Origin of the sequence: Cellulomonas sp. RIT-PI-Y (genome assembly GCF_025642745.1) — a bacterium.
Classification (GTDB): domain Bacteria; phylum Actinomycetota; class Actinomycetes; order Actinomycetales; family Cellulomonadaceae; genus Cellulomonas.
Window position 1 is genome coordinate 22,960 of sequence record NZ_JANZKP010000028.1, and the last position, 21,131, is coordinate 44,090.

General features: G+C 71.7%; 26 protein-coding genes. 15 read left to right on the forward strand and 11 right to left on the reverse strand.

From position 1 onward, the window contains the following. Positions 1–73 precede the first annotated feature (73 nt). From fdxA to OGL89_RS10330, 5 genes are all read left to right on the forward strand, one after another. A complete protein-coding gene (gene fdxA / locus OGL89_RS10310) occupies positions 74–400 on the forward strand; it encodes a ferredoxin (RefSeq protein ID WP_263119992.1) in 327 nt (108 codons plus the stop codon). Between the two features lie 14 nt (positions 401–414). Beyond that, positions 415–1,011: a superoxide dismutase gene (locus OGL89_RS10315; protein ID WP_263119993.1), complete on the forward strand. Its 597-nt coding sequence runs from the start codon at positions 415–417 to the stop codon at positions 1,009–1,011. Position 1,012: 1 nt separating this feature from the next. Then, a complete protein-coding gene (locus OGL89_RS10320) occupies positions 1,013–2,341 on the forward strand; it encodes an FAD-dependent oxidoreductase (RefSeq protein ID WP_263119994.1) in 1,329 nt (442 codons plus the stop codon). Then, positions 2,338–2,814 carry a redox-sensitive transcriptional activator SoxR gene (soxR, locus tag OGL89_RS10325; RefSeq protein ID WP_263119995.1) on the forward strand — a complete coding sequence of 159 codons (477 nt, stop codon included), beginning with the start codon at positions 2,338–2,340 and terminating at the stop codon, positions 2,812–2,814. Before OGL89_RS10320 ends, soxR begins: the two co-directional genes overlap by 4 nt. 200 nt (positions 2,815–3,014) lie before the next feature. Beyond that, the gene (locus OGL89_RS10330) at positions 3,015–4,034 is read left to right on the forward strand and encodes a squalene cyclase (RefSeq protein ID WP_263119996.1); all 1,020 of its coding nucleotides are present in this window, start codon (positions 3,015–3,017) and stop codon (positions 4,032–4,034) included. Here the strand turns inward: OGL89_RS10330 and OGL89_RS10335 are convergent. Beyond that, positions 4,017–4,475 (reverse strand): DUF2000 domain-containing protein, encoded by a 459-nt coding sequence (locus OGL89_RS10335; RefSeq protein WP_263119997.1) that lies wholly within the window; start codon positions 4,473–4,475, stop codon positions 4,017–4,019. The genes OGL89_RS10330 and OGL89_RS10335 overlap by 18 nt on opposite strands. 112 nt (positions 4,476–4,587) lie before the next feature. Here OGL89_RS10335 and OGL89_RS10340 point away from each other — a divergent pair, with 112 nt between their 5' ends. Continuing rightward, positions 4,588–5,061, forward strand: coding sequence for an Lrp/AsnC family transcriptional regulator (locus tag OGL89_RS10340; RefSeq protein ID WP_263119998.1), 474 nt, complete (start codon positions 4,588–4,590; stop codon positions 5,059–5,061). A 23-nt stretch (positions 5,062–5,084) separates the two neighbouring features. On the opposite strand, the gene rpmF is transcribed toward OGL89_RS10340, so the two are convergent. From rpmF to rpmB, 6 genes are read right to left on the reverse strand one after another with little or no spacing between them, the layout of a single operon-like run. Further along, positions 5,085–5,246 carry a 50S ribosomal protein L32 gene (rpmF, locus tag OGL89_RS10345; RefSeq protein WP_263119999.1) on the reverse strand — a complete coding sequence of 54 codons (162 nt, stop codon included), beginning with the start codon at positions 5,244–5,246 and terminating at the stop codon, positions 5,085–5,087. Next, positions 5,246–5,368 (reverse strand): type B 50S ribosomal protein L36, encoded by a 123-nt coding sequence (gene ykgO / locus OGL89_RS10350; RefSeq protein ID WP_013882594.1) that lies wholly within the window; start codon positions 5,366–5,368, stop codon positions 5,246–5,248. Before ykgO ends, rpmF begins: the two co-directional genes overlap by 1 nt. Beyond that, positions 5,365–5,619 (reverse strand): type B 50S ribosomal protein L31, encoded by a 255-nt coding sequence (locus tag OGL89_RS10355; RefSeq protein WP_263120000.1) that lies wholly within the window; start codon positions 5,617–5,619, stop codon positions 5,365–5,367. The genes ykgO and OGL89_RS10355 overlap by 4 nt, the downstream gene beginning before the upstream one ends. Positions 5,620–5,629: 10 nt before the next feature. Further along, positions 5,630–5,935 carry a 30S ribosomal protein S14 gene (gene rpsN, locus OGL89_RS10360; RefSeq protein ID WP_263120001.1) on the reverse strand — a complete coding sequence of 102 codons (306 nt, stop codon included), beginning with the start codon at positions 5,933–5,935 and terminating at the stop codon, positions 5,630–5,632. Continuing rightward, the gene (rpmG, locus tag OGL89_RS10365; RefSeq protein WP_263120002.1) at positions 5,935–6,102 is read right to left on the reverse strand and encodes a 50S ribosomal protein L33; all 168 of its coding nucleotides are present in this window, start codon (positions 6,100–6,102) and stop codon (positions 5,935–5,937) included. The genes rpsN and rpmG overlap by 1 nt, the downstream gene beginning before the upstream one ends. After that, on the reverse strand, positions 6,102–6,338 hold the full coding sequence (gene rpmB, locus OGL89_RS10370; RefSeq protein ID WP_263120003.1) for a 50S ribosomal protein L28: 237 nt from the start codon (positions 6,336–6,338) through the stop codon (positions 6,102–6,104). The genes rpmG and rpmB overlap by 1 nt, the downstream gene beginning before the upstream one ends. An 84-nt stretch (positions 6,339–6,422) precedes the next feature. Here rpmB and OGL89_RS10375 point away from each other — a divergent pair, with 84 nt between their 5' ends. Continuing rightward, positions 6,423–7,505, forward strand: coding sequence for a GTP-binding protein (locus OGL89_RS10375; RefSeq protein ID WP_263120004.1), 1,083 nt, complete (start codon positions 6,423–6,425; stop codon positions 7,503–7,505). A gap of 4 nt (positions 7,506–7,509) precedes the next feature. Here OGL89_RS10375 and OGL89_RS10380 read toward each other — a convergent pair whose 3' ends face one another. Together OGL89_RS10380 and OGL89_RS10385 are read right to left on the reverse strand one after the other, a co-directional pair. Beyond that, entirely contained in the window at positions 7,510–9,279 is a 1,770-nt protein-coding gene (locus OGL89_RS10380; RefSeq protein WP_263120005.1) for a DNA/RNA helicase domain-containing protein, read from the reverse strand. After that, a complete protein-coding gene (locus OGL89_RS10385; protein ID WP_263120007.1) occupies positions 9,266–9,586 on the reverse strand; it encodes a nucleotide pyrophosphohydrolase in 321 nt (106 codons plus the stop codon). Before OGL89_RS10385 ends, OGL89_RS10380 begins: the two co-directional genes overlap by 14 nt. Positions 9,587–9,849: 263 nt before the next feature. Between OGL89_RS10385 and OGL89_RS10390 the strand changes: the two genes are divergently transcribed. Genes OGL89_RS10390 through OGL89_RS10405 form a run of 4 tightly spaced genes read left to right on the forward strand, consistent with a single transcriptional unit; the run spans position 9,850 to position 16,980 of the window. Then, positions 9,850–11,583 (forward strand): ABC transporter ATP-binding protein, encoded by a 1,734-nt coding sequence (locus tag OGL89_RS10390; RefSeq protein ID WP_263120021.1) that lies wholly within the window; start codon positions 9,850–9,852, stop codon positions 11,581–11,583. Beyond that, on the forward strand, positions 11,580–13,613 hold the full coding sequence (locus OGL89_RS10395; protein ID WP_263120008.1) for an ABC transporter ATP-binding protein: 2,034 nt from the start codon (positions 11,580–11,582) through the stop codon (positions 13,611–13,613). The genes OGL89_RS10390 and OGL89_RS10395 overlap by 4 nt, the downstream gene beginning before the upstream one ends. 22 nt (positions 13,614–13,635) lie before the next feature. Next, positions 13,636–15,750: a cation:proton antiporter gene (locus OGL89_RS10400; protein ID WP_263120010.1), complete on the forward strand. Its 2,115-nt coding sequence runs from the start codon at positions 13,636–13,638 to the stop codon at positions 15,748–15,750. A gap of 39 nt (positions 15,751–15,789) precedes the next feature. Further along, positions 15,790–16,980 (forward strand): amidohydrolase family protein, encoded by a 1,191-nt coding sequence (locus OGL89_RS10405; protein ID WP_263120013.1) that lies wholly within the window; start codon positions 15,790–15,792, stop codon positions 16,978–16,980. On the opposite strand, the gene OGL89_RS10410 is transcribed toward OGL89_RS10405, so the two are convergent. Continuing rightward, a complete protein-coding gene (locus OGL89_RS10410; protein WP_263120014.1) occupies positions 16,977–17,825 on the reverse strand; it encodes a dihydrodipicolinate synthase family protein in 849 nt (282 codons plus the stop codon). The genes OGL89_RS10405 and OGL89_RS10410 overlap by 4 nt on opposite strands. A gap of 52 nt (positions 17,826–17,877) precedes the next feature. Here OGL89_RS10410 and OGL89_RS10415 point away from each other — a divergent pair, with 52 nt between their 5' ends. From OGL89_RS10415 to OGL89_RS10425, 3 genes are all read left to right on the forward strand, one after another. After that, entirely contained in the window at positions 17,878–18,429 is a 552-nt protein-coding gene (locus OGL89_RS10415) for a hypothetical protein (protein ID WP_263120015.1), read from the forward strand. Between the two features lie 80 nt (positions 18,430–18,509). Further along, positions 18,510–19,253, forward strand: coding sequence for a M15 family metallopeptidase (locus tag OGL89_RS10420; RefSeq protein ID WP_263120016.1), 744 nt, complete (start codon positions 18,510–18,512; stop codon positions 19,251–19,253). Then, entirely contained in the window at positions 19,250–20,032 is a 783-nt protein-coding gene (locus tag OGL89_RS10425; RefSeq protein ID WP_263120017.1) for an NAD(P)-dependent oxidoreductase, read from the forward strand. Before OGL89_RS10420 ends, OGL89_RS10425 begins: the two co-directional genes overlap by 4 nt. A 101-nt stretch (positions 20,033–20,133) precedes the next feature. Here the strand turns inward: OGL89_RS10425 and OGL89_RS10430 are convergent, their stop codons facing one another. Continuing rightward, positions 20,134–20,652, reverse strand: a complete 519-nt coding sequence (locus tag OGL89_RS10430; protein ID WP_263120018.1) for a DUF559 domain-containing protein — start codon at positions 20,650–20,652, stop codon at positions 20,134–20,136. A gap of 54 nt (positions 20,653–20,706) precedes the next feature. Between OGL89_RS10430 and OGL89_RS10435 the strand changes: the two genes are divergently transcribed. Next, positions 20,707–21,131 (forward strand): hypothetical protein (locus tag OGL89_RS10435; protein ID WP_263120019.1); only part of this gene is annotated, 425 nt, incomplete at its 3' end.

Below are 21,131 nucleotides of genomic sequence, written 5' to 3' on the forward strand. Positions count from 1 at the left end.
ATTGCTCACAGCCCGATCGCGCACCGCACGGGCGCTTGACCTCAACTGAGGTTGAGGTCCTAGGTTCGTCACCATGACCTACGTGATCGCGCAGCCGTGCGTCGACATCAAGGACAAGGCCTGCATCGAGGAGTGCCCGGTCGACTGCATCTACGAGGGCAGGCGCTCGCTCTATATCCACCCCGACGAATGCGTGGACTGCGGCGCCTGCGAACCGGTGTGCCCGGTCGAGGCCATCTACTACGAGGACGACGTCCCTTCCCAGTGGAGCGACTACTACCGCGCGAACGTCGAGTTCTTCGACCTGCTCGGGTCACCCGGTGGCGCCGCCCGCCAGGGACCGGTCGACCACGACCACCCGCTGGTCACCGCACTGCCCGCCGACGTCAACGCCGAATGAACCAGGAGCACCGCATGTACACCCTGCCCGACCTGCCCTACGACTACGCCGCCCTGGAGCCGCACATCTCCGGCCGGATCATGGAGCTGCACCACGACAAGCACCACGCGGTGTACGTCGCCGGGGCCAACACCGCCCTGGAGAAGCTCGCCGCCGCCCGCGACTCCGGCGACTTCGCCACCGTGCCCCAGCTGGAGAAGGACCTGGCCTTCCACCTCGGCGGGCACACCAACCACTCGATCTTCTGGCAGAACCTGTCCCCGGACGGCGGCGGCGACCCCGAGGGTGAGCTGCACGCCGCGATCGTGGAGCAGTTCGGCTCCGTGGACGCGTTCCGCACGCATTTCAGCGCGGTCGCGACCTCGATCCAGGGCTCCGGTTGGTCCGTCCTCGCCTGGGACCCGGTCGGTGAGCGGCTGCTGGTGTTCCAGCTCTTCGACCAGCAGGGCAACGTCCCGGCCGGCATCGTGCCGCTGTTCATGCTGGACATGTGGGAGCACGCGTTCTACTTGGACTACCTCAATGTGAAGGCCGACTACGTCGCCGCGATCTGGCACCTGGTGAACTGGGCCGACGTCGCCGCCCGCCTGGCCGCCGCGCGGGGCCGTTGAGGTGGCCGACGATCTGCCCACCGTCTGCGTCGTCGGCGCCGGGCCGGCCGGGATCTATGCCGCGCACCTGCTGACCCAGTCCATGCCCGCCGTCACGGTGGACCTGCTGGAGAAGCTGCCGGTGCCCTACGGCCTGGTCCGGTACGGCGTCGCGCCGGACCACCCGCGGATCAAGAAGATCGTCGACTCCCTGCACCAGCTGCTGGAGAACCCGTCGATCCGCTTGCTCTGCGACATCGAGGTCGGCCGCGACGTCACCGTCGAGCAACTGCTGTCCGGCTATGACGCGGTCGTGCTGGCCACCGGGGCGGACCGGGACGCCACGCTGGACATCCCCGGTCACGACCTGGCCGGATCGCACGGTGCCGCGGCCTTCGTCTCCTGGTACGACGCCCACCCGGACGCCGACCCGGATTGGCCGCTGGACGCCACCGAGGCGGCGGTGATCGGCGCCGGGAACGTCGCGCTGGACATCACCCGGATGCTGGCCAAGCCCGCCGACGCCCTGCTGCACACCGACGTCCCGGAGCACGTGCACGCCGGCTTCGCCGGGAGTGCGCTGCGGGACATCCACCTGTTCGCCCGGCGCGGTCCGGCGGACACCCGGTTCTCCCCGCTGGAGCTGCGCGAGCTCGGCGAACAGCGGGACGTCGACGTGATCGTCGACCCGGCGGAGATCGAGCTGGACGAGCACGGCCGCCGGATGGTCGCGCAGTTCACCCCGAAGCGGCAGATCGTCGACACGCTGCAGGGCTGGGCCGCCCGGGAACCGACCGGTGCGCCGCGGCGCGTGCACCTGCACTTCTACCGGGCCCCGGTCCGGATCGAGGGCACCGACCACGTCGAGGCGCTGACGGTGGAACGCACCGCTCCCGACGACCTCGGTCGCACCACCGGCACCGGCGAGTACGAGACACACCCCGTCCAGGCGGTCTACCGCGCGGTCGGCTACACCGGTTCGCCGGTTCCCGGCGCACCCTTCGACCCGGCGCGCGGTGCGATCCCGCACGCCGCGGGCCGGGTGCTCGACGACGACGGGGCCACGATCCCCGGTCTGTACGCCACCGGCTGGATCAAGCGCGGTCCGGTCGGCCTGATCGGCTCCACCAAGTCCGACGCGAAGGAGACCGTGGAGAGCCTGGTCGCCGACCTGGCGCCGCGCGGCGGATCCACCCGGGTGGACGGGCTGCTCGCCCGGCGACCCGTGACCTGGGAGGGTTGGCTCCGGGTCGACGCCGCGGAACTCGCCGCAGGCGTCGCCCGTGGCCGGGACCGGGTCAAGCTCGTCACCCGGGAGGAGCTGGTCGCGGCGGCGCGGGAGGACGGATGACATTGCAGCCCGAGGACACGCTGTCGGTCGGCGAGGTGAGCCACCGCACCGGCGTCAGCGTGTCCGCGCTGCACTTTTACGAGCGGACCGGCTTGATCGCCTCGACCCGGTCCGCCGGCAACCAGCGTCGCTACGCCCGGCATATGCTCCGACGGGTGTCGTTGATCGTGATCGCGAAACGGCTCGGCATCCCGCTGGAGGAGGTCGCCGAGGTGCTCTCCGGCGTCCCGCTGGACCGCCCGCCGACCAAGGGCGAGTGGCAGCGGATGTCCCGCGCCTGGAAGATCCAGCTCGAGGAGCGCCGCCGCACCATCGAACGCCTGGAGCGCGACCTGGTCGGCTGCATCGGCTGCGGGTGCCTCTCGCTGCGTGCCTGCGCGCTGCTCAACCCCGAGGACGTGCTCGCCGAGCAGGGGCAGGGTCCGGTCCGCGTCACCGATCCCGCTCACCGGGCCGCGACACCGCGCGCCTGACGCGTTCGGCTCCCGGGCCGCGACACCCGCGCCTGACGCGCCCGGCTCCGGGCTGCGACACTGGTCGCATGTGCTTCCCGGTTCCGTGTTCCGTGTGCGGCAAGACGACCTGGTCCGGCTGCGGTCTGCACGTCGACGAGGTCCGGGCCGCGGTCCCCGCCGACGAGTGGTGCGGCCACGACGGCGCGTAGCGTGACCGGATGACGCTCAGCCCGGAGGTCGCCGCCTGGTTGCTGGACACCGATCCGGCGCTGCGGTGGCGGGTGCAGCGCGATCTGCTGCACGAATCCGAGGTGACCTGGCGCCGGACCCGGGAACGGGTGGCGGAGGAGGGCTTCGGCGCCCGGTTGCTGGCGCTGCAGGACCCGGACGGTCAGTGGGCCGGGGGTGCGTTCTTCCCGCGCGGGTTCGACGGCTCGGGTGAGGGGCAGCCGTGGACCGCGACCACCTGGGTGCTGAACGACCTCCGCGAGTGGGGCGTGGACGCGGCGGCGCTGGGCGACACGGCCGAGCGGCTGACCGCGGTGCGCTGGGAGTACGAGGACCTGCCGTACTGGGGCGGTGAGGTCGACGTCTGCATCAACTCGTGGACGCTGTCCAACGGACTCTGGCTCGGTGCGGACGTCGACGCCCTGGTCGACTGGTTCGGCGCGCACCAGCTCGCGGACGGCGGGTGGAACTGCGAGTGGGTCGAGGGATCGACCCGGTCGTCCTTCCACTCCACCCTGAACGCGCTGCGCGGCCTGCTGGACTACGAGCGGCGCACCGGCGACCGGGGGCGCACCGCGGCGGTGCGGCACGCGGGGGAGGAGTACCTGCTCGCCCGTCGCCTGCTCCGGCGGGCGACCACCGGTGAGCCGGTCGGCCCGTGGGCCACCCGGCTGCGCTATCCGTCCCGGTGGGCGTACAGCGTGTTGACCGCGCTCGACCACTTCCGGGCCGCGGCGCTGCACGACGGCGTGGCACCCGATCCGCGGCTGGCCGAGGCGGTCGAGCTGGTGGCCCGCGCCCGCCGGGTGGACGGCACGTGGGCGCAGGGTCCGCGGCTGGCGGGCGAGGTCTGGTTCGAGGTGGACGTGCCGGAGGGCGAACCGTCGCCCTGGGTGACCTTCCGGGCGCTGCGCGTGCTGGACTGGTGGGAATCGGCACACCAGCCCGGCCGCCCGCCCGGCCCGGGAGCGGACACCGGGCCGGCGCCGGGCTCAGCCCAGCAGCGGTAGCCGTCCGACGATCCGGTCCACCCGGTTGCGCGGGCCGACCAGACCGACCGCGGTGTACCGGGGTGCGGCGTCCCCGGCGACCGCGGCGAGGTACTCGTCGTAGACGCGGGTCTGCTGGGCGTGATCGGGCATGTCGACGACCAGCACGTCCTCGGAGCCCGCGGCCTTGGCCCGCACCGCGGCGAGCTGGTCGGCGTCCGCGGCCAGCACCGTGCACCCCGCCCACGGCAGGCCGGGGTGGACGGCACCGGCGGCGTCCACCGCGTCGGGTCCGAGCAGACCGGTCACCCGTGACCCGGTGGCGGCCGCGAGGCAGACCGCGGCGTTGACGGCCCGGCCCGGCGGCAGATCGGCGTCGACGACCACCACCCACTTCAGGCGGGCGCTGCGGGTGGGGGCAGCGGTGTCGATCTCCTCGGGGGCGAAACCGAACGGGGTCATGGGTGCTCCTGTGGTGTCGGTCATGCGGTGGGACAGCGACACAGTAGGCACTGATCGGGCATGCTGACCGATGAGCCGTACGACGTACGGAATTGGTCGCGAGGAGAGGTCGATGGACGAACTTGATGCGGCGATCGTGGCCGCGCTCCAGTCGGATGCACGGAAGACGAATCGGGAGGTCGCGGCCGAGGTCGGGGTGTCGCCGACCACCGCGCTGGACCGCACCCGGGCGCTGCGTCGACGCGGGGTGATCCGCGGCGCGACGCTGGATGTCGACCTGCGCCGGCTCGGTCGCGGGGTGCAGGCGCTGATCGCGGTGCGGATCCGGCCGCCGTCCCGTCGGCACATCGAGGCGTTCCGGGACTGGGTGAGCCGGTTGCCGGACGTGCTGGGGGTGTTCGTGGTCAGCGGCGACGACGACTTCGTGATCCACGTGGCGGTGCCGGACAACGACAGCCTGTACGCCTTCGTGATCGACCGGCTCACCCAGCGGGCCGAAGTGGCGAACGTCCGGACCACGGTGGTCTACGAGCACCTGCGCAACCCGGCGATCGGCATCACCCCGGACGCGATCACGGGCCGGTGACCCCCACCGGCCCGTGATCGCGGTCAGAGCAGCCCGCGCTGGACCGCCCGGACCAGCCGGCGCGGCACCTGGACCGGCTCGCCGTCCGGTCGCCGGGCCTCGACCAGCGTGGTCGCGGTGGCCTTCCACTGCGAGCGGCGGGCGCGGGTGTTGCTGCGGGAGAGCTTGCGCTTGGGGACCGCCATCAGCCCTGCCTCGCCTTCCAGCGCGGATTGCGCTTGTTGATCACGTAGGTCTTGCCGTGCCGACGGACCACGATCGATCCGTCCTTCTTCTTCAGGGACGCCAGGGACGCGCGGACCTTCATCGGGTGCCTCCGGTGCCGTAGCGACGGTGGAACTTCTCCACCCGCCCGGCGGTGTCGAGGACGCGGCCCTTGCCGGTCCAGAACGGGTGACTGGCCGAGGACACGTCGACGTCGACCACGGGGTACGTGTGGCCGTCCTCCCACTCGACGGTGCGGTCGCTGGTCACCGTGGACCGGGTCAGGAAGGCGTAGCCGACCGACGGGTCCCGGAAGACGACCGGGTGGTCATCGGGGTGGATACCGGGCTTCATGGCGTGCTCCTCACCAGCTCGACTTCGTGACACCGGGCAGCTCGCCGCGGTGGGCCATCTGACGCATCCGGACCCGCGACACCCCGAACTTCCGCAGGTGCCCGCGCGGTCGGCCGTCGGCGACGTCCCGGTTGCGCAGGCGGGTCGGGCTGGCGTCACGCGGCAGGGCGTGCAGCGCAGCCATCGCCTCGGCACGCGCCTGCGGGGTCGCCGTGACGTCGACGCTGGCGCGCTTGAGCTCCAGCCGACGCTCGGCGTACCGAGCCACCACGGCCCGGCGCTGCTCGTTCTTGGCGATCTTCGACGTCTTGGCCATCAGCGCTCCTCGCGGAAGTCGACGTGCCGGCGCACGACGGGGTCGAACTTGCGGAGCACCAGGCGCTCCGGGTCGTTGCGGCGGTTCTTGCGGGTGACGTACGTGAAACCGGTCCCGGCGGTGCTGCGCAGCTTGATCACCGGGCGCAGATCGACGCGGCCGGCCATCAGACCTTCTCCCCGCGCGCCAGGATCCGGGCCACGACGACGTCGATGCCGACCTTGTCGATGGTCTTGATCCCGCGCGCGCTGACCTGGAGCGTGACGTGCCGGCCGAGCGTGGGCACGTAGTAGCGCTTGCGCTGGATGTTCGGGTCGAACCGGCGCTTGGTCCGACGGTGTGAGTGGGAGATCGAATGGCCGAACCCGGGAACGGTCCCGAGCACCTGGCAGTAAGCGGACATGGCAGGAGAATAGCGCTAATGAGAACCACTCGCATCAATCGGGTACGGTGAGCGGGTCCACCCCGCCCGCAGAAGGAGCCCGTCGTGCGCCCCAAGCCGCTGTCCGTGCTGTCCACCCTCGACCCGGTGCTCCGCGACACCGCGATCTTCGGCCTGGTCGTCGATCGTCCCGGCACCGTGGTGCTGCGGCACGACATCGTGGAGGGCGGCATCCGTCGCGTGGTGGTCGACACCGGGGGAGTCATCGAGGACCTGCTGGTCCCGCTCGCCCACGCCTGCCTGAGCTGCTCGGTGCGCGAGGACGCCGTGCCCACCCTGGCGCGGCTCGCCGCCGACCCGCGCTGGGACGCGGTGCTGATGGCCCTGCCGGTCTCCGCCGAGTCGTTGCCGGTGGTGCGCGCCCTGAGCTGGGAGTCCGGCCCGGGAGGTGCTCTCGGCTCGTTGACCCTGGCCCGGGTCGTCACCGTGGTCGACGGCACCGGTGTCGAGGCCGACCTCCTCGGCGACGACCTCCTGGTCGAACGCGACATCGCCCTGACCGGGGACGACGGTCGTGCGGTCGGCGAGGCGGCGGCCGCCCAGCTCGGCCACGCGGACCTGGTGGTCGTCGAGGGTCCCGCCGACGCCGTGGACTCCGACCTGGTCGACCACCTGCGCGCCGCCGACTCGATCCGGATCGCCGGACTGTCCGCGCTGTCCGCCGACGCCGTCTTCACCGGTCGGCACGACGTCACCGCGGGCGAGCGCCGGCTCGACCCCGCGCACGCCGCACCGCGCGCCGACGCCCCCACCGGCCACGGCGTCTGGACCCTCGACCTGCGCTCCGACCGGCCGCTGCACCCCGAGCGTCTGGTCCGCGAGGTCGAGCGCCTGGGCAACGGACCCTTCCGCAGCCGCGGGCACTTCTGGGTGCCGAGCCGCCCCGACAGCGTCTGCGTGTGGGACGGCGCGGGCTTCCAGCTCTCGATCGGGGCGATGGGGCACTGGGACGGCCGCGAGCCGGGGACGCGGCTGGTGTTCACCGGGGTCGGACCCGGCCGGGACGAACTGGTGGCGGCGTTCGAGGAGGTGCTGCTGACGGCGGAGGAGTACGCGGACGGGATGCACGCCTGGTTGGGGCGGGCGGATGTGCTGGAGCCGTGGCTGGGGGAGCGGTCGGGGGTGTGAGCGGTCAGGGGAAGAAGTGGCGGAGGTGCTCCCGGAGCGCTGGGTCGCAGACATACACGTAGGTACCGCGCATGCCGCGGGTCATCAGGACGGCGTAGATGTTGGTAACGAACTCCAGCAGCTCGTCGTCGTCGAACCGGAGGCCGAGCAGCGGATTGTTCTCCATGCCCTTGCGGTCCGAGTACGCGGCGCGGTCGAACGTCAGACGTCCGCGCACCGGGTCGAAGCTCAGGTCCGGGCCGATGATCACACCGGTGTAGTTGAGGTCGTACCCCTGCACGGTGTGCACAGACCCGACCTCGTCGCGGGCGCAGCGCCTGGTCACCCAGTCGTCGGTGGTGCTGTTCCACCGCATCCGGAAGTCGCCGATCTCGATGTCGTACCCGGCGGCCTGCGAATCGGCCGGAGCCCCCTTCGTCCGCCACGGCCACGCGTAGCCGGCGACCATCCGGGCCAGACCGACCTCGTCATCCCTCGCCCGTATCGCGGAACGCATGACCTCGACATCGTCGAAGAAGCGCAGGTCGTAGGAGGGGAACCGACGTGGCCGGGGAACATCGGCACCGGTCGGGTCGAGCAGCCCGCGGATGTACCCGACGTAGTCGTGATCGACCGACATCCGCATCTGTGAGGTGAGGCGGTACCACCGGCGATCGTGGCGGGCCTGATCGGCAAGTGCCCGCAGCCGGGGCGCCGGAAGGTCAGCAGGTCGGATCCGTTGGGCGACGTCCACGAGGAAGATCTGGTGGGTGCTCCGAGCGAGCAGCCAGTCCAGCTGGGTGCGGTCCGGATCATCTGAACCCCACAGGGTGGTGTTGATGGCCGGGAACTTCGCGTTGAGAGCGGCCGACGCCTGATTGGCGCGACGGCTCAGTCGATGGGTCTCGTCCACGATCAGCAGGTCGAAGGGCTCGGTTGCTTCCCCCACCTCCCACGGAGACAACACCATGCCCTTGTCCAGCCCCGGGGTCTTGGCGAAGACCCGTTCCACCGAACTGCGCAGCGACTTCTGCGGCACGACGAACCCGATCCGGCGCAGCTGGCCGAAGACCTCACGGAATCCGTCGGCGAAGAAGTCCGCGAAGGGCGAGTCCGGTTCGCGGACGCCTGCTGCGGGCGGTGCGCCCAGATCCCGCAGGAGCTTGATGAGGAACACCGCCAGGACGGTCTTCCCAGTGCCGGGCTCGCCCTCGACCACACTGGTGCTCGGACGACCGGCGCGGAGGTCGAGGTCCAGCCCTTCGAGGATGTTCTCCACCGCGATGGCCTGATCCCGGTTCAGTGCCTTGTACGGGGAGAGCTTGTACAGGGCGGTGTTCTCCAGCGCGCCGACGAGGTCCGTCGCGTCGCCGGGATATGCCCTGCGGAGCTCGGGGTCGATGCTGCTGAGTAGTTGCTCGAAGATGGCCGGAAACGAGGCTCGGTAGCTGTCGCGGTCGAAGTAGTCGGCGTCGACTATGCCGTTGTTCTCGTTGAGAACGGTGAAGCCCTGCTGCGCGGCGAACCACTGGATCAAGTGGGATTCGAGATCGAGACACGCGGACTTGTTGAAGCGGTCGCGTACCACTACTCGTCCGCGGGTCAGGCGCAGATCCTCCTTTGTGCGCAGGTGCTGCCGCATCCGCGTGACCAGGTGCAGGGTTTCGCCGATGTAGATCCGCTTGCCGCCGGTCAGGGCGTAGACGACCGGCCAGTTGAGATGGGTCGTCTGATCCCCGAGCCCGGCGAGTGCCTTCGATCGGAACGGGAACTCGGTGATGTCAGAGCTGGTCATACTTCGTACTGCGCCCCTTCGCCTTCTCCACCGGGTACTTGGCGCGCGTGCGTTCCAGCTTCTCGAGCACGATCGTGTCCACGTCCAGTCCCGCGCGGTCGGCCAGCAGCAGACAGTAGGTCAGCACGTCAGCCAACTCTTCCGCCAGTCGATCCGGGTCGGCGTCCGGATCCCACTGGAACACCTCGAGAAGTTCTCCCGCCTCGATGGCGATGCTCTTCGCGAGGTTCTCGGGGCTATGGAACTGGGCCCAGTCGCGCTCGGCCACGAAGGCGCGGAGGGCATCCATGACCTGCTGGTTCGTCACGGGGAACCACGGTAGTCGAGATGATCGGGGTCGGGGGGTCGGATCGTCGTCGACCTGCCGGAACCCGGCCCCCGCCCCGCGCGTCGGCGCCGTGGGCCGGGTTCGCCATGAAAACGCTGTGCGTGTCAGACCCCGGTGCCTATGGTGTGTCTCTCGCCCGGCTCTGTCCGGCCACACCGTCGCAACCCGGCTCGCTGGGGCGGACGTGCTCGTTGACCCGTTGGTTCGCCCCTCGCGGCGGGCACTCACCCCCGGAGACCTGCGTGCTCGGACGACTACTCCTTCGCTACCTGGCGCCCTACCGATGGTTCCTGCTCGGCGTGCTGGTGTTCCAGTTCGCGTCCGCGCTGGCCATGTTGTACCTGCCCAGCCTGAACGCGGACATCGTGGACCGGGGCGTCTCGCAGGGGGACACCGGGTACATCTGGCGGACCGGCGGCTTCATGCTCGCCGTGTCGCTGGGGCAGATCCTGGCGGCGATCGTCGCCACCTTCTTCGCGGCGCGGGCCGCCATGCAGGTCGGTCGTGACCTGCGGGACGACATCTACGGCCGGGTGTCCGGGTTCTCCGAGCGCGAGGTGTCGCAGTTCGGCGCCGGGTCGCTGATCACCCGGAACACCAACGACGTCCAGCAGGTGCAGATGGTCACCATGATGGGCGCGACCATGCTGGTCACCGCTCCGCTGCTGGCGATCGGCGGCATCGTGATGGCGCTGCGGCAGGATGTGAGCCTGTCCTGGCTGATCGCGGTGTCGGTGCCGACGCTGCTGCTGATCGCGGGTGTCGTGATCAGCCGGATGGTGCCGCTGTTCCGGAGCTACCAGGTCAGGCTCGACACGGTGAACCGGATCATGCGCGAGCAGCTGACCGGTGTCCGGGTGGTCCGGGCCTTCGTCCGGGAGCCGATCGAGGCCGAGCGGTTCCGGGAGGCGAACACCGACATCCTGGTGGTCGGCCGCAAGATCGGGTCGCTGTTCGTGATCCTGTTCCCGCTGGCCATGCTGGTGCTGAACGTGACCACGATCGGCGTGATCTGGTTCGGTGCGATCCAGGTGGACGAGGGCTCCGTGCAGATCGGCACGCTGCTGGCCTTCATGCAGTACATCGGTCAGATCCTGATGGGCGTGCTGATGGCCAGCTTCATGACCGTGATGATCCCGCGGGCGGCGGTCTCGGCGGAGCGGATCACGGAGGTGCTGAACTCGGAGTCGACGCTCAGCGCACCCGAGCAGCCGGTGCGGGACTTCCCCGAGCCCGGGGCGGTCGCCTTCGACGACGTGACCTTCACCTACCCGGGCGCCGAGCACCCCGTGCTGTCCCGGGTGAGCTTCGACGTGCGACCGGGGCAGACGCTGGCGGTGATCGGGTCGACCGGTGCCGGCAAGACCACCCTGATCTCGCTGCTGCCGCGGCTGTTCGACACCACGTCGGGTGCCGTCCGGGTCGGCGGCGTCGACGTCCGGGACGCCGAGCTGGAGACGCTCTGGTCCCGGATCGGACTGGTGCCGCAACGGCCGTTCCTGTTCGCGGGGACCGTCGCGTCGAACCTCCGGCTCGGCAACGAGGACGCCTCGGACGGCGACCTGTGGCGGGCGCTGGAGATCGCGCAGGGCAGCGACTTCGTGCAGCAGATGGACGGCGGGCTGGAGGCCCGGATCGCGCAGGGCGGCACCAACGTCTCCGGCGGCCAGCGGCAGCGGCTCGCGATCGCGCGGGCGCTGATCAGGCGACCGGACATCCTGGTGTTCGACGACTCGTTCAGTGCGCTGGACCTGGCCACCGATGCCCGGCTGCGGCAGGCCCTGTGGACCGAGCTGCCGGAGGTGACCAAGGTCGTCGTCGCCCAGCGGGTGTCCACGGTGACCGGTGCGGACCAGATCATCGTGCTGGAGGACGGCCAGATCGCCGGGATCGGCACGCACGCCGATCTGCTCGCGAGCAATCAGACCTACCGCGAGATCGCGGAGTCCCAGCTGTCCGTGGAGGCCGGAGCATGAGCGACCAGAAGACCACCCCGGAGCTGACCGAGGACGAGAAGTACGAGCTGGAACTGGGCGAGCAGGCCCGGATCGCCTCGGACTCGTGGGACTCCGTGGCACCCGGCAAGGCTGACAACTTCAAGGCGAGCTTCGGCCGGATGCTCGGCCTGCTCCGTCCGTACCTGACCGCGCTGATCGCGGTCAGCCTGATGGGCGCCGGCGGTGTGGTGCTGACCGTGCTCGCGCCGCGGGTCCTCGGGAACGCCACCAACGAGGTCTTCGAGGGCTACGTCTCGAACCAGCTGCCCGCGGGGACCACCCAGGAGCAGGCGGCCGAGGGGCTGCGGGCCGCCGGGCAGGACCAGCTCGCGGCGATGGTCGAGGCGATGGACCGGCTGGTCCCGGGCCAGGGCATCGACTTCGGCCGACTGGGCTCGATCCTGCTCACGGTGCTCGTGCTGTACGCGGCGGGCGCGTTCCTGACCTGGGCGCAGGGCTTCATCATCAACATCGTCATGGTCAGGGCGATGTGGCGGCTGCGCGAGGACGTCGAGGCGAAGATCAACCGCCTGCCGCTGCGGTACTTCGACCGGGTGCAGCGCGGTGAGCTGATCAGCCGGGTCACGAACGACATCGACAACATCACCCAGACCATGCAGCAGTCGCTGTCCACGGCCCTGACCAGCATCCTCACCGTGATCGGCGTGCTGGTGATGATGTTCTCGATCTCCTGGCAGCTGGCACTGATCGCGCTGGTGTCCCTGCCGCTGATGGGCGTGATCTTCGGGGTGATCGGGCCGAAGTCGCAGAAGGCCTTCGGGATCCAGTGGCGCAAGGTGGGCCGGCTGAACGCCCGGGTGGAGGAGTCGTTCTCCGGCCACGCCCTGGTGAAGGTCTTCGGCCGTCGTCGTGACTTCCAGGACAGGTTCACCGCGGAGAACGAGGAGCTGTACCAGGCGTCGTTCAAGGCCCAGTTCCTGTCCGGGATCATCTGGCCGGGCATGAGCTTCGTCGGGAACCTGACCTACGTCGGGATCGCGGTCATGGGTGGCCTGATGGTCGCCAACGGCACGATGCGGCTGGGGTCGGTGCAGGCGTTCATCCAGTACGCGCAGATGTTCACCCAGCCGCTGTCCGAGCTCGGCGGCATGGCAGCGGTGGTGCAGTCCGGCACCGCCTCCGCTGAGCGGGTGTTCCAGCTGTTGGACGAGGATGAGCAGTCCGCGGACGACCCGCGGGCACCGGCCCCGGCCGAGGGCGACGGGACGATCGAGTTCGAGCACGTGCGGTTCTCCTACCGGGAGGACCAGCCGCTGATCGAGGACCTGTCCTTCACGGTGCGGCCGGGCCAGACCGTGGCCATCGTCGGGCCGACCGGTGCGGGCAAGACCACGCTGGTCAACCTCCTGATGCGGTTCTACGAGCTGGACGGCGGCCGGATCCTCGTCAACGGGCAGGACATCGCGTCGCTCAGCCGGCACGACGCCCGCGCCCGGACCGGGATGGTGCTCCAGGACCCGTGGCTGTTCTCGGGGAGCATCCGGGAGAACATCCGGTACGGGCGGCAGTCGGCCACCGACGAGGAGGTGCTCGCGGCGGCGAAGGCCACCTATGTGGACCGGTTCGTGCACTCCCTGCCGGACGGCTACGACACGGTGCTGGAGGAGGACGCGGCGAACATCTCGGCGGGGGAGAAGCAGCTGATCACCATCGCCCGGGCCTTCGTGGCCCGGCCGTCGGTGCTGATCCTGGACGAGGCGACCAGCTCGGTGGACACCCGGACCGAGCGGCTGCTGCAGCAGGCCATGGCGTCGCTGCGCCAGGGCCGGACGTCCTTCGTGATCGCGCACCGGTTGTCCACGATCCGCGACGCCGACCTGATCCTGGTGATGGAGCACGGGGCGATCGTCGAGAAGGGCAGCCACGATGAGCTGATCACCCGGAACGGCGCCTACCACCGGCTGTACCAGTCGCAGTTCGCCGCCGCGGTGGTCGACGACGCGGATCAGGCGGTCACGACCGGGGACGAGGTGCCCGCGCAGGGCTGAGCCACGGGTTAGGGTCGCGGACGTGCTGGCCATCGTCGTCATCGTCCTGACCCTGCTGGTGACCGCCGCTGCCGCGGTGTACGCGCCACGCTTCGGGCTGCCCGCACCGCTGATCCTGGTCCTGGTCGGGATCCTGGTCAGCTTCCTGCCGGTGGTGCCCGCGGTGGACATCGAGGCGGAGTGGATCCTGGCCGGGGTGCTGCCCCCGCTGCTGTACTCCGCCGCCGTGTCCATGCCCACCATGAGCCTGCGCCGCGACTTCGGAGCGGTCAGCGGGTTGTCGGTGGTGCTGGTGGTCGGCACCTCCCTGGTGCTCGGACTGTTCTTCGCCTGGGTGATCCCCGGGATCGACCTCGCCTGGGGCGTGGCGCTCGGCGCGATCATCAGCCCGACCGACGCCGTGGCCACCCGGATCGTCAAGAACGCGGGCGCCTCACCCCGGGTGGTCGCGCTGCTGGAGGGCGAGGGACTGCTGAACGACGCCAGCGCCCTGGTGGTGCTGCGCACCGCGATCGCGGCCACCGCGGTGGCGTTCTCGTTCTGGCACGCCCTCGGCACCTTCCTCTACTCGGTCGGCATCGCGGTGGTGATCGGCTGGATCGTCGGGCGGTTGAACGTCCGGCTCCGGGCCAAGGTCACCGATGCGACGGTCAACACCCTGCTCAGCTTCACGGTGCCGTTCATCGCCTCCATCCCCGCCGAGGAGCTGCACGGCTCCGGCCTGGTCGCCGCGGTGGTCGCCGGACTGATCACGGGCTGGCGCGGACCGCGGCTGCTCTCCCCGCAGCACCGGCTCTCGGATGGGCAGAACTGGGCGACGGTCGAGCTCATGCTGGAGGGCGTCATCTTCCTGACCATGGGCCTGCAGCTCTATGGGTTGGTGGAGGAGGTGCACGCCGAACACCAGGGGCTGGGCACCGCGATCGGGCTGGCCGCCGCCGCGTTGCTGATCACCGTGCTGCTGCGCGCCGGGTTCGTGATCCCGATGCTGGCCCGCCTGCGGCGCAAGGCGGCCCGGGGGGCGGCGGTGGCACCACGCCTGACCGCGATCGAGAAGACGCTCGCCGACCCGGAATGGGCGCAGAAGTTCCTGGTCCGCCAGCGCGAGGCCTGGGCCCGTGGCGAGATCGCTGCGGGGCCGAGGCCGGGCACCAACCGCGCACAGCTGCCCCGGCTCGGCGGCCCGGCGGTGCGGCGGGAGGTGGCGGCGGAGGACGCAGCCGCGGACGAGCTGCCGCGCGGCGACGGGCCGTTGTCACGACGGGAGGCGGAGCGGTTCGCGCGGCGCCGCGGCCCGGCCGGGGTGGAGGACGCCCGGTCGTTCCGGGACGCGGTCACCGAGTCGACCGCCCCGGAATCGGCGGAGGCACCTGCCGACGACCGGCCCACCGGTGACCGACAGGTCGAGGACCGGCCCACCGGTGACGAGCAGGTCATCTACGACCCCGGCACACCGATCCCGGCGCTCGGCGAGGGGGAACGTGCCGCGGTGGACCGACCGGGGCGCGGGCCGGAGCCGTTCGGCCGCCTCGGCCGCAAGCCCCGCAAGTCGTTGCGCCTCCGGCTCAAGCTGATCGCCCGGCGCAACGGTCGCCGTGGCCCGGAGACCCGGCAGGCCGACCTGAGCCGGTTCAGCACCCGGGTCCGCCGGATGCTCGCCGACATCGACTACTTCAGCCGGTCCCCGCTCGGCAAGCGCGAGGGCGTGATCGTGGTCTGGGCCGGGATGCGCGGTGCGATCACCGTGGCCGCCGCCCAGACCTTGCCCGCCGAGACCCCTGCCCGCGCATTGCTCGTGGTGATCGCGTTCATCGTGGCGGCGTTCTCGCTGTTGCTCCAGGGCGGCACCATCGGCTGGCTCGCGGGTCGGCTCGCGCCGGACGCTGAGGCCGCAGCCCGGCAGGAGGCGGAGAACGCGGAGGAGCACGGCCGGCTGGTCGCGCTGCTGGAGGAGGCCGCCGCGGCCGCGGAAGGCGTCGACGACGGCGAGGTCAGCGAGGCCGACCGGTTGCGGGCGCAGCGCACCGCCCTGCTGGACGCGCGCGACGACGGCACCTTCGATGCCGAGGCGCTCAGCGGCGCGCTGGAGGCGATCGACGCCGAGCAGATCAGTCTGGAGCTGCGCGGCGACGGCTGAGTTTCGCGCCGGGGGCTCCCCGGGTGAGGATGCGAGGTCATGAGCACCGATGCCCTGCGCCCCGTCCGTCTGGTCCGCGACATCCGTCCGTGGGGCGGTGAGCGCACCGACCTGCTGATCGGCACCGACGGCCGGATCGAACGGATCGGTGCGGTCGACCCGACCGAGCTGGACCCCGCGCAGGTCGTCGACGGTCGCGGGCTGCTGGCGCTGCCCGGCCTCGTGAACGCCCACGCCCATGTCGACAAGTCGTGGTGGGGGCAGTCCTACGGCGGCGAGGGCGGCACCGAGGGACGGATCCGGCACGAACGAGCACGGCGGGACGAGCTCGGCATCCCCGGCGTCCGGCCCACCGCCGCGGTGCTGGCCGAGATGGTCGCGCACGGCACCACGGCCATCCGCAGCCACGTCGACGTCGACCTCGGGGTCGGCCTGCGCGGCCTCGAGGCGGTGCGCGAGGCGGCCGCGGCCTACGACGGGGCGCTGGACGTGCAGATCGTGGCGTTCCCGCAGGACGGGGTGCTGCGGCGTCCCGGTGTCCTGGACCTGCTCCGCGACGCGGCGCGCGCGGGTGCCGAGCACATCGGTGGCCTGGATCCGGCTGGGATCGACCGTGACCCGGTCGGCCAGATCGACGCGATCCTGGGGCTGGCGGCCGAGGAGGGGGTGGGCGTCGACATCCACCTGCACGACCCGGCGGAGCTCGGGGCGTTCCAGGTCGAGCTGATCGTCGAGCGCACCGCCGACCTCGGGCTGGGCGGCCGGGTGACCATCGCGCACGGCTTCGCTATCGCGCAGCTGCCGGAGGGTCCGCGTCGCGAGCTGCTGGCCCGGATGGGGGAGGCGGGAGTGTCGATGACCACGGTCGCGCCGCTCCGTCTGCCGCAGCTCCCGCTGGGCGAACTGGACGCCGCCGGGGTGCCGGTCGGCTTCGGCACGGACGGCATCCGCGACCTGTGGAGCCCGTACGGCACCGGCGACACGATGGGGATCGGCTGGCAGTTCGCCCGCGCGTCGTCGCTCGCCCGGGACGAGGACCTGACCCGGGTGGTGCGCGGCCTGACCAGCGCGGGCGCGTGGGCGGTCGGTCGCACCGAGGCCGAGCACGACCTGGTGGTCGGCGGGCGGGCGGACCTGGTCCTGCTGGACGCGGAGAACCCGATGGACGCGCTGGTGCGGGCACCCGCCCGGGAGGTCGTGATCGGTGCCGGACGCGTCCTGGTCGGCTAGACCAGGCCGAGCTCGCGCAGGGTCGCCGCCACCCGCGGGTCGTCCGGCTCCCGGACCGGCGCCGGCAGGCACGGACCCTCGACGAGTCCGAGCAGTCGTGCGGCGACCGCGGACACCCGCAGCCCACCGTGCTCGGCGATCAGGGCCCACAGCGGGGACAGCGGCTCGGGATCCGCTCCCCGGGCGATCGCGAGCACCGGCTCCGGCAGGATGCCCGCGATCGAGCTGAACCAGAGGTCGCAGCCCACCGCCAGCCCGGCCGCGCCGTAGCCGTCGCCGGCCACCCCGATCGCGGTGCCGTCGGGCAGCAGCCTCCGCAGGCCGGGCAGGTCCGCGGGGACCCCGGGCACCTTCACCGCGGCGATGCCGCCCATGGCCGCGATCCTGGCGTAGAGCTCCGGGGTGAAGGTGAAGCGGGTGGTCCGCGGGTTGTCGTAGAGGACCACCGGCACGTCCACGGCGGCGAGTACGGTGCGGAACAGCTCGACCACCTCGTCGGCGGTGAGCGGCTGATAGGACACGGGGGCGAGCAGCAGGGCCCGGGCACCCGCGGCCTGGGCGTCGTCGGCATGGGCCAGGACGTCCCGGGTCCGCAGCGCGCCGATCCCCGCGATCACCGGGGTGCCGTCCGCGTGCTCGACCACGGTCCGCAGCACGGTGGCCCGTTCCTCGCGGGAGAGCAGAGGAGCGGCGCCGGTGGAACCCAAGGCACCGATCGAGTCGACCCCGGCCGCGGTCAGCCGGTCGACGATCCGTCCGAGGGCGGTGGTGTCCACCTGTTCGTCACCTATCGGGCTCAGGGGAAACGCGGACACACCCTCAAACACAGCGGCTCCTCCACTCATGCGCGGTTCGATCTCTGTACCAGGGTGCCTGAGCGGCGCGAACCTGGCAGATGTGACGGCGACTGCACACGACATCCTCACCGGGCTCGACGGCTCCGACTCGGTCCACGCGCACGGCCGGGCCGACGACCTGCACCGGGTGCTCGGACTGCTCGGCGACCGGGCGGCTCGGCGGCGGGCACAGGCGTTCCTCGGCTCCGCGATCATGCACCGTGGCACGCCGTCGCCGGTGACCGCCCGGGTCGCGGACGCCCTGGCCGCCTGCCTGCCCTGCCCGGACGCTCTCGGCGCCCGCGAGGCGATCCTGGACTTCCTGACCGACGTGGCATGGTCGGTGACCCTGCACGGCGTGACCGATCGCTCCGGGGCCGATCCGGCCGAGGCGCAGCGGATGGTCGCGGCCGTGATCGCGAGCGGGTCCGACCACCCGCTCGACGTCCTGTACGGCGACCCTCGCTACCCGGTGCTGGGAAGGGCCTTCGATCAGGTGCTCGACAGCCGCATGACCTGGGCGCGGGCGGCGGTGCCGCTGGTCGGCGACCCGGACCTCGCCGTGGCGTACGCGGCCGCGCGGCTGATCCCGCTGGCCGACCCCCGTCGATGAGATCCGGGTGCACGGGCTGGCCAGAGCCGGTCCGGCGGGTCAGACTGGTGGGGTCGTCCCCTCCCGACCGATCGAGTGCCATGCCTGTCAGCCGCCCCTCCACGCGCCGTCGTGTGCTCAGCACGCTCGCGCTCGGCCTCGTGCTGGGCGCCGCCGGGGCCGCACCGGCGGTGGCGGGGCCGTGGCCCGACCCACGGCCGCAGGGCGACCGGCTCGCGGAGGTCCTCCGGGTCGAACCGCTCACCCCGCCCGAGGATCCGTCCTCGCTGGCCGTGATCGTGAACAAGCAGCGCCCGCTGCCCGCCGACTACGTCCCGGCCGAGCTGGTGCCGGTCGACGGCGGTGTGCTCGAACTGCGCCGGGAAGCCGCCGACGCCCTGACCGCGCTGCGCGGGGCAGCCGCCGCGGCCGGGGTCTCGCCGACGCTGGTCTCCGGCTACCGCTCCGCCGAACGGCAGGGCGAGGTCTACTCCGCCTGGGCCGCGCAGATGGGTGTCCCGGGTGCCGACGAGGTCTCGGCGCGTCCCGGGTACTCCGAGCACCAGACCGGCCTGGCGGTCGACCTGGGCAGCAGCACCCGCCCGGAATGCGATCTGGAGCAGTGCTTCGCCGACACCGCCGAGGGCCGGTGGCTCGCGGCGCACGCCGAGGAGTTCGGGTTCGTGGTCCGCTACACCGCGGAGAACCAGGACCGCACCGGCTACCGGCCGGAGGGCTGGCACCTGCGGTACGTCGGCGCGGACCTGATCCACCAGCTGCACCTGCGGGACGCCTCCTCGTTGGAGGAGCTGTTCGGTCTGCCCGGCGGTCCGGCCTACTCGTGACCGAGGTCGCTCTCACCGGCGGCGCCGGCCGGATCGCGGGCTACCTGCGCGACGTGGACGGCGGTCTGCCGGCGCTCGGCTGGACGCTGCGCCTGATCGACCGCGACGCGGACGCCGACGGGGCCGCGATCGCCGGGGTCGACCTCACCGCGGACGACGCGATCGAGCGGCTGACCGCCCTGTTCACCGGCTGCGACGCCGTGGTCCACCTGGGCGGCATCCCGACCGAGAGCGACTGGCCCGCGATCCTCGCCACCAACGTCGACGGCACGTTCCGGGTCCTGGAGGCCGCCCGTCGTGCCGGGGTGCGCCGGGTGGTGCTGGCGTCCTCGAACCACGCGGTCGGGTACCACCCGGTGGTGGACGGCCCGGTGCCCGGGGACGTCGCCGGTCGCCCGGACTCGTTCTACGGGGTGTCCAAGGTCGCCCTCGAGGCGCTCGGAAGCCTGTACGCGGACAAGTACGGCCTGGAGGTCGTCTCGCTCCGGATCGGGCAGTGCGCGCCCCGCCCGCTGACGACCTTCGACCTGGCGATCTGGCTCAGCCCCGCGGACGCCGTGCGACTGGTCGACGCCGCACTGCGTGGGCCGGTGACCGGTCCGGCCACCGTCTGGGGGATCTCCGCGAACACCCGGGGCTGGTGGGATCTGACCGGTGCCCGCGCGCTCGGCTACCGCCCGCAGGACGACGCGGAGCGCTGGGCCGACCACGTCACCCCGTACACCGGGCCGCCCGACGTCCTCGGCCACGACATGGTCGCGACCGACCCCTTGTCCTGACCCCCGGTCCCTCACACCCGCAGCACACCCGCAGCCCCCTGGGCGCCGAGTGCGGAGAAGTCGTCGCGGTTCGGGCGGTTTGGGCGACGAGTTCTTCGCATTCACCGTCGCCGGTGGCTGCGGAGGGTCGTGTAGATCGCGGTGAGGGCGTTGGTGGGGTGGCTGATGTCGTGCGCGGTGCAGGAGATCACGGCCCAGCCGGCGGCGTCGAGCATGCGGCGGCGACGGACATCCCGCTGCCAGGTCGAACGGTCGGTGCGGTGCAGATCCCCGTCGTACTCGATCGCGACGCGATCGTCCGGGAAACTGAGGTCCGGGAGCGCGATGAAGGTGCCGTTCGAGGCGAAGACGGGCTCGTTCACCCGCGGCGTCGGCAGACCTCCGGCGATCAGGACGAGACGGAGACGGGTCTCCTGGCAGGAGTCGGTCCCGGCGCGCAGCAGCGGGAGCGCCTCGCGGGCGCGGGCCACTCCTCGCGTCCCCGGAGCCATGCGCGCGACGGCGTCGGTCAGCTGTCGGACGCTGGTCCACGGACCCCGTCGGCGGAGCATGGCGTCGCCGAGCACCACGAGCTCCTGCGGGCTGAGCTCTGCGGCCAGCTGCACCCAGGTCTGTTCCACCCCCACCACCGGCAGTCCCGATCGCGCTCGACGACGCCCCGCCAGTGATCCGCAATGCGCGACGACACCCTTCCGCTGCGGTCGTGCTGCGGCGTGGGGGACGAGGATGTGCAGGTCATCGGGTCGGCGCAGCCCGCGTGGCCGGTCGATCCCCCACAGGTCCACGGCGGTCGCATGACTGAAGGCGACGGCTCGAGGCAGCGCGGGAAGGAACTCTCGGCACCGGCCGACGACGTCATCCCGCTCGGGCGGCGCGTCCACCGTGCGCACGCCACGCGTCGGCTGCCGGAGGCCCGAGCGGTAGAGGACCCCATCGCTGACCCCGGCGCGTCTTGCCTGCTCGACCGTGAAGGCCCGGCTCGTCGCTCCCATCCGCGCATCCTCGCGATCCCGAACCTGGCCGATCCACCCCCGAGCCGCCATCTGTGGACAGCCCTCGGTCGAGTGCGAAGAAGTTGGCGCTGTTCGGGCGTTTTGGG

Bases quoted from the DNA above. Each gene is read 5' to 3' on its own strand.
- ykgO (WP_013882594.1), bottom strand. From the start codon at position 5,368: ATGAAGGTCCGCGCGTCCCTGGCGTCCCTGAAGAAGAAGGACGGATCG.
- OGL89_RS10355 (WP_263120000.1), bottom strand. From the start codon at position 5,619: ATGAAGCCCGGTATCCACCCCGATGACCACCCGGTCGTCTTCCGGGAC.
- rpmB (WP_263120003.1), bottom strand. From the start codon at position 6,338: ATGTCCGCTTACTGCCAGGTGCTCGGGACCGTTCCCGGGTTCGGCCAT.
- OGL89_RS10410 (WP_263120014.1), bottom strand. From the start codon at position 17,825: ATGAGTGGAGGAGCCGCTGTGTTTGAGGGTGTGTCCGCGTTTCCCCTG.
- OGL89_RS10315 (WP_263119993.1), top strand. From the start codon at position 415: ATGTACACCCTGCCCGACCTGCCCTACGACTACGCCGCCCTGGAGCCG.
- OGL89_RS10340 (WP_263119998.1), top strand. From the start codon at position 4,588: ATGGACGAACTTGATGCGGCGATCGTGGCCGCGCTCCAGTCGGATGCA.
- OGL89_RS10335 (WP_263119997.1), bottom strand. From the start codon at position 4,475: ATGACCCCGTTCGGTTTCGCCCCCGAGGAGATCGACACCGCTGCCCCC.
- rpmF (WP_263119999.1), bottom strand. From the start codon at position 5,246: ATGGCGGTCCCCAAGCGCAAGCTCTCCCGCAGCAACACCCGCGCCCGC.
- rpmG (WP_263120002.1), bottom strand. From the start codon at position 6,102: ATGGCCGGCCGCGTCGATCTGCGCCCGGTGATCAAGCTGCGCAGCACC.
- OGL89_RS10405 (WP_263120013.1), top strand. From the start codon at position 15,790: ATGAGCACCGATGCCCTGCGCCCCGTCCGTCTGGTCCGCGACATCCGT.
- fdxA (WP_263119992.1), top strand. From the start codon at position 74: ATGACCTACGTGATCGCGCAGCCGTGCGTCGACATCAAGGACAAGGCC.
- OGL89_RS10395 (WP_263120008.1), top strand. From the start codon at position 11,580: ATGAGCGACCAGAAGACCACCCCGGAGCTGACCGAGGACGAGAAGTAC.
- rpsN (WP_263120001.1), bottom strand. From the start codon at position 5,935: ATGGCCAAGACGTCGAAGATCGCCAAGAACGAGCAGCGCCGGGCCGTG.
- soxR (WP_263119995.1), top strand. From the start codon at position 2,338: ATGACATTGCAGCCCGAGGACACGCTGTCGGTCGGCGAGGTGAGCCAC.
- OGL89_RS10420 (WP_263120016.1), top strand. From the start codon at position 18,510: ATGCCTGTCAGCCGCCCCTCCACGCGCCGTCGTGTGCTCAGCACGCTC.
- OGL89_RS10380 (WP_263120005.1), bottom strand. From the start codon at position 9,279: ATGACCAGCTCTGACATCACCGAGTTCCCGTTCCGATCGAAGGCACTC.
- OGL89_RS10330 (WP_263119996.1), top strand. From the start codon at position 3,015: ATGACGCTCAGCCCGGAGGTCGCCGCCTGGTTGCTGGACACCGATCCG.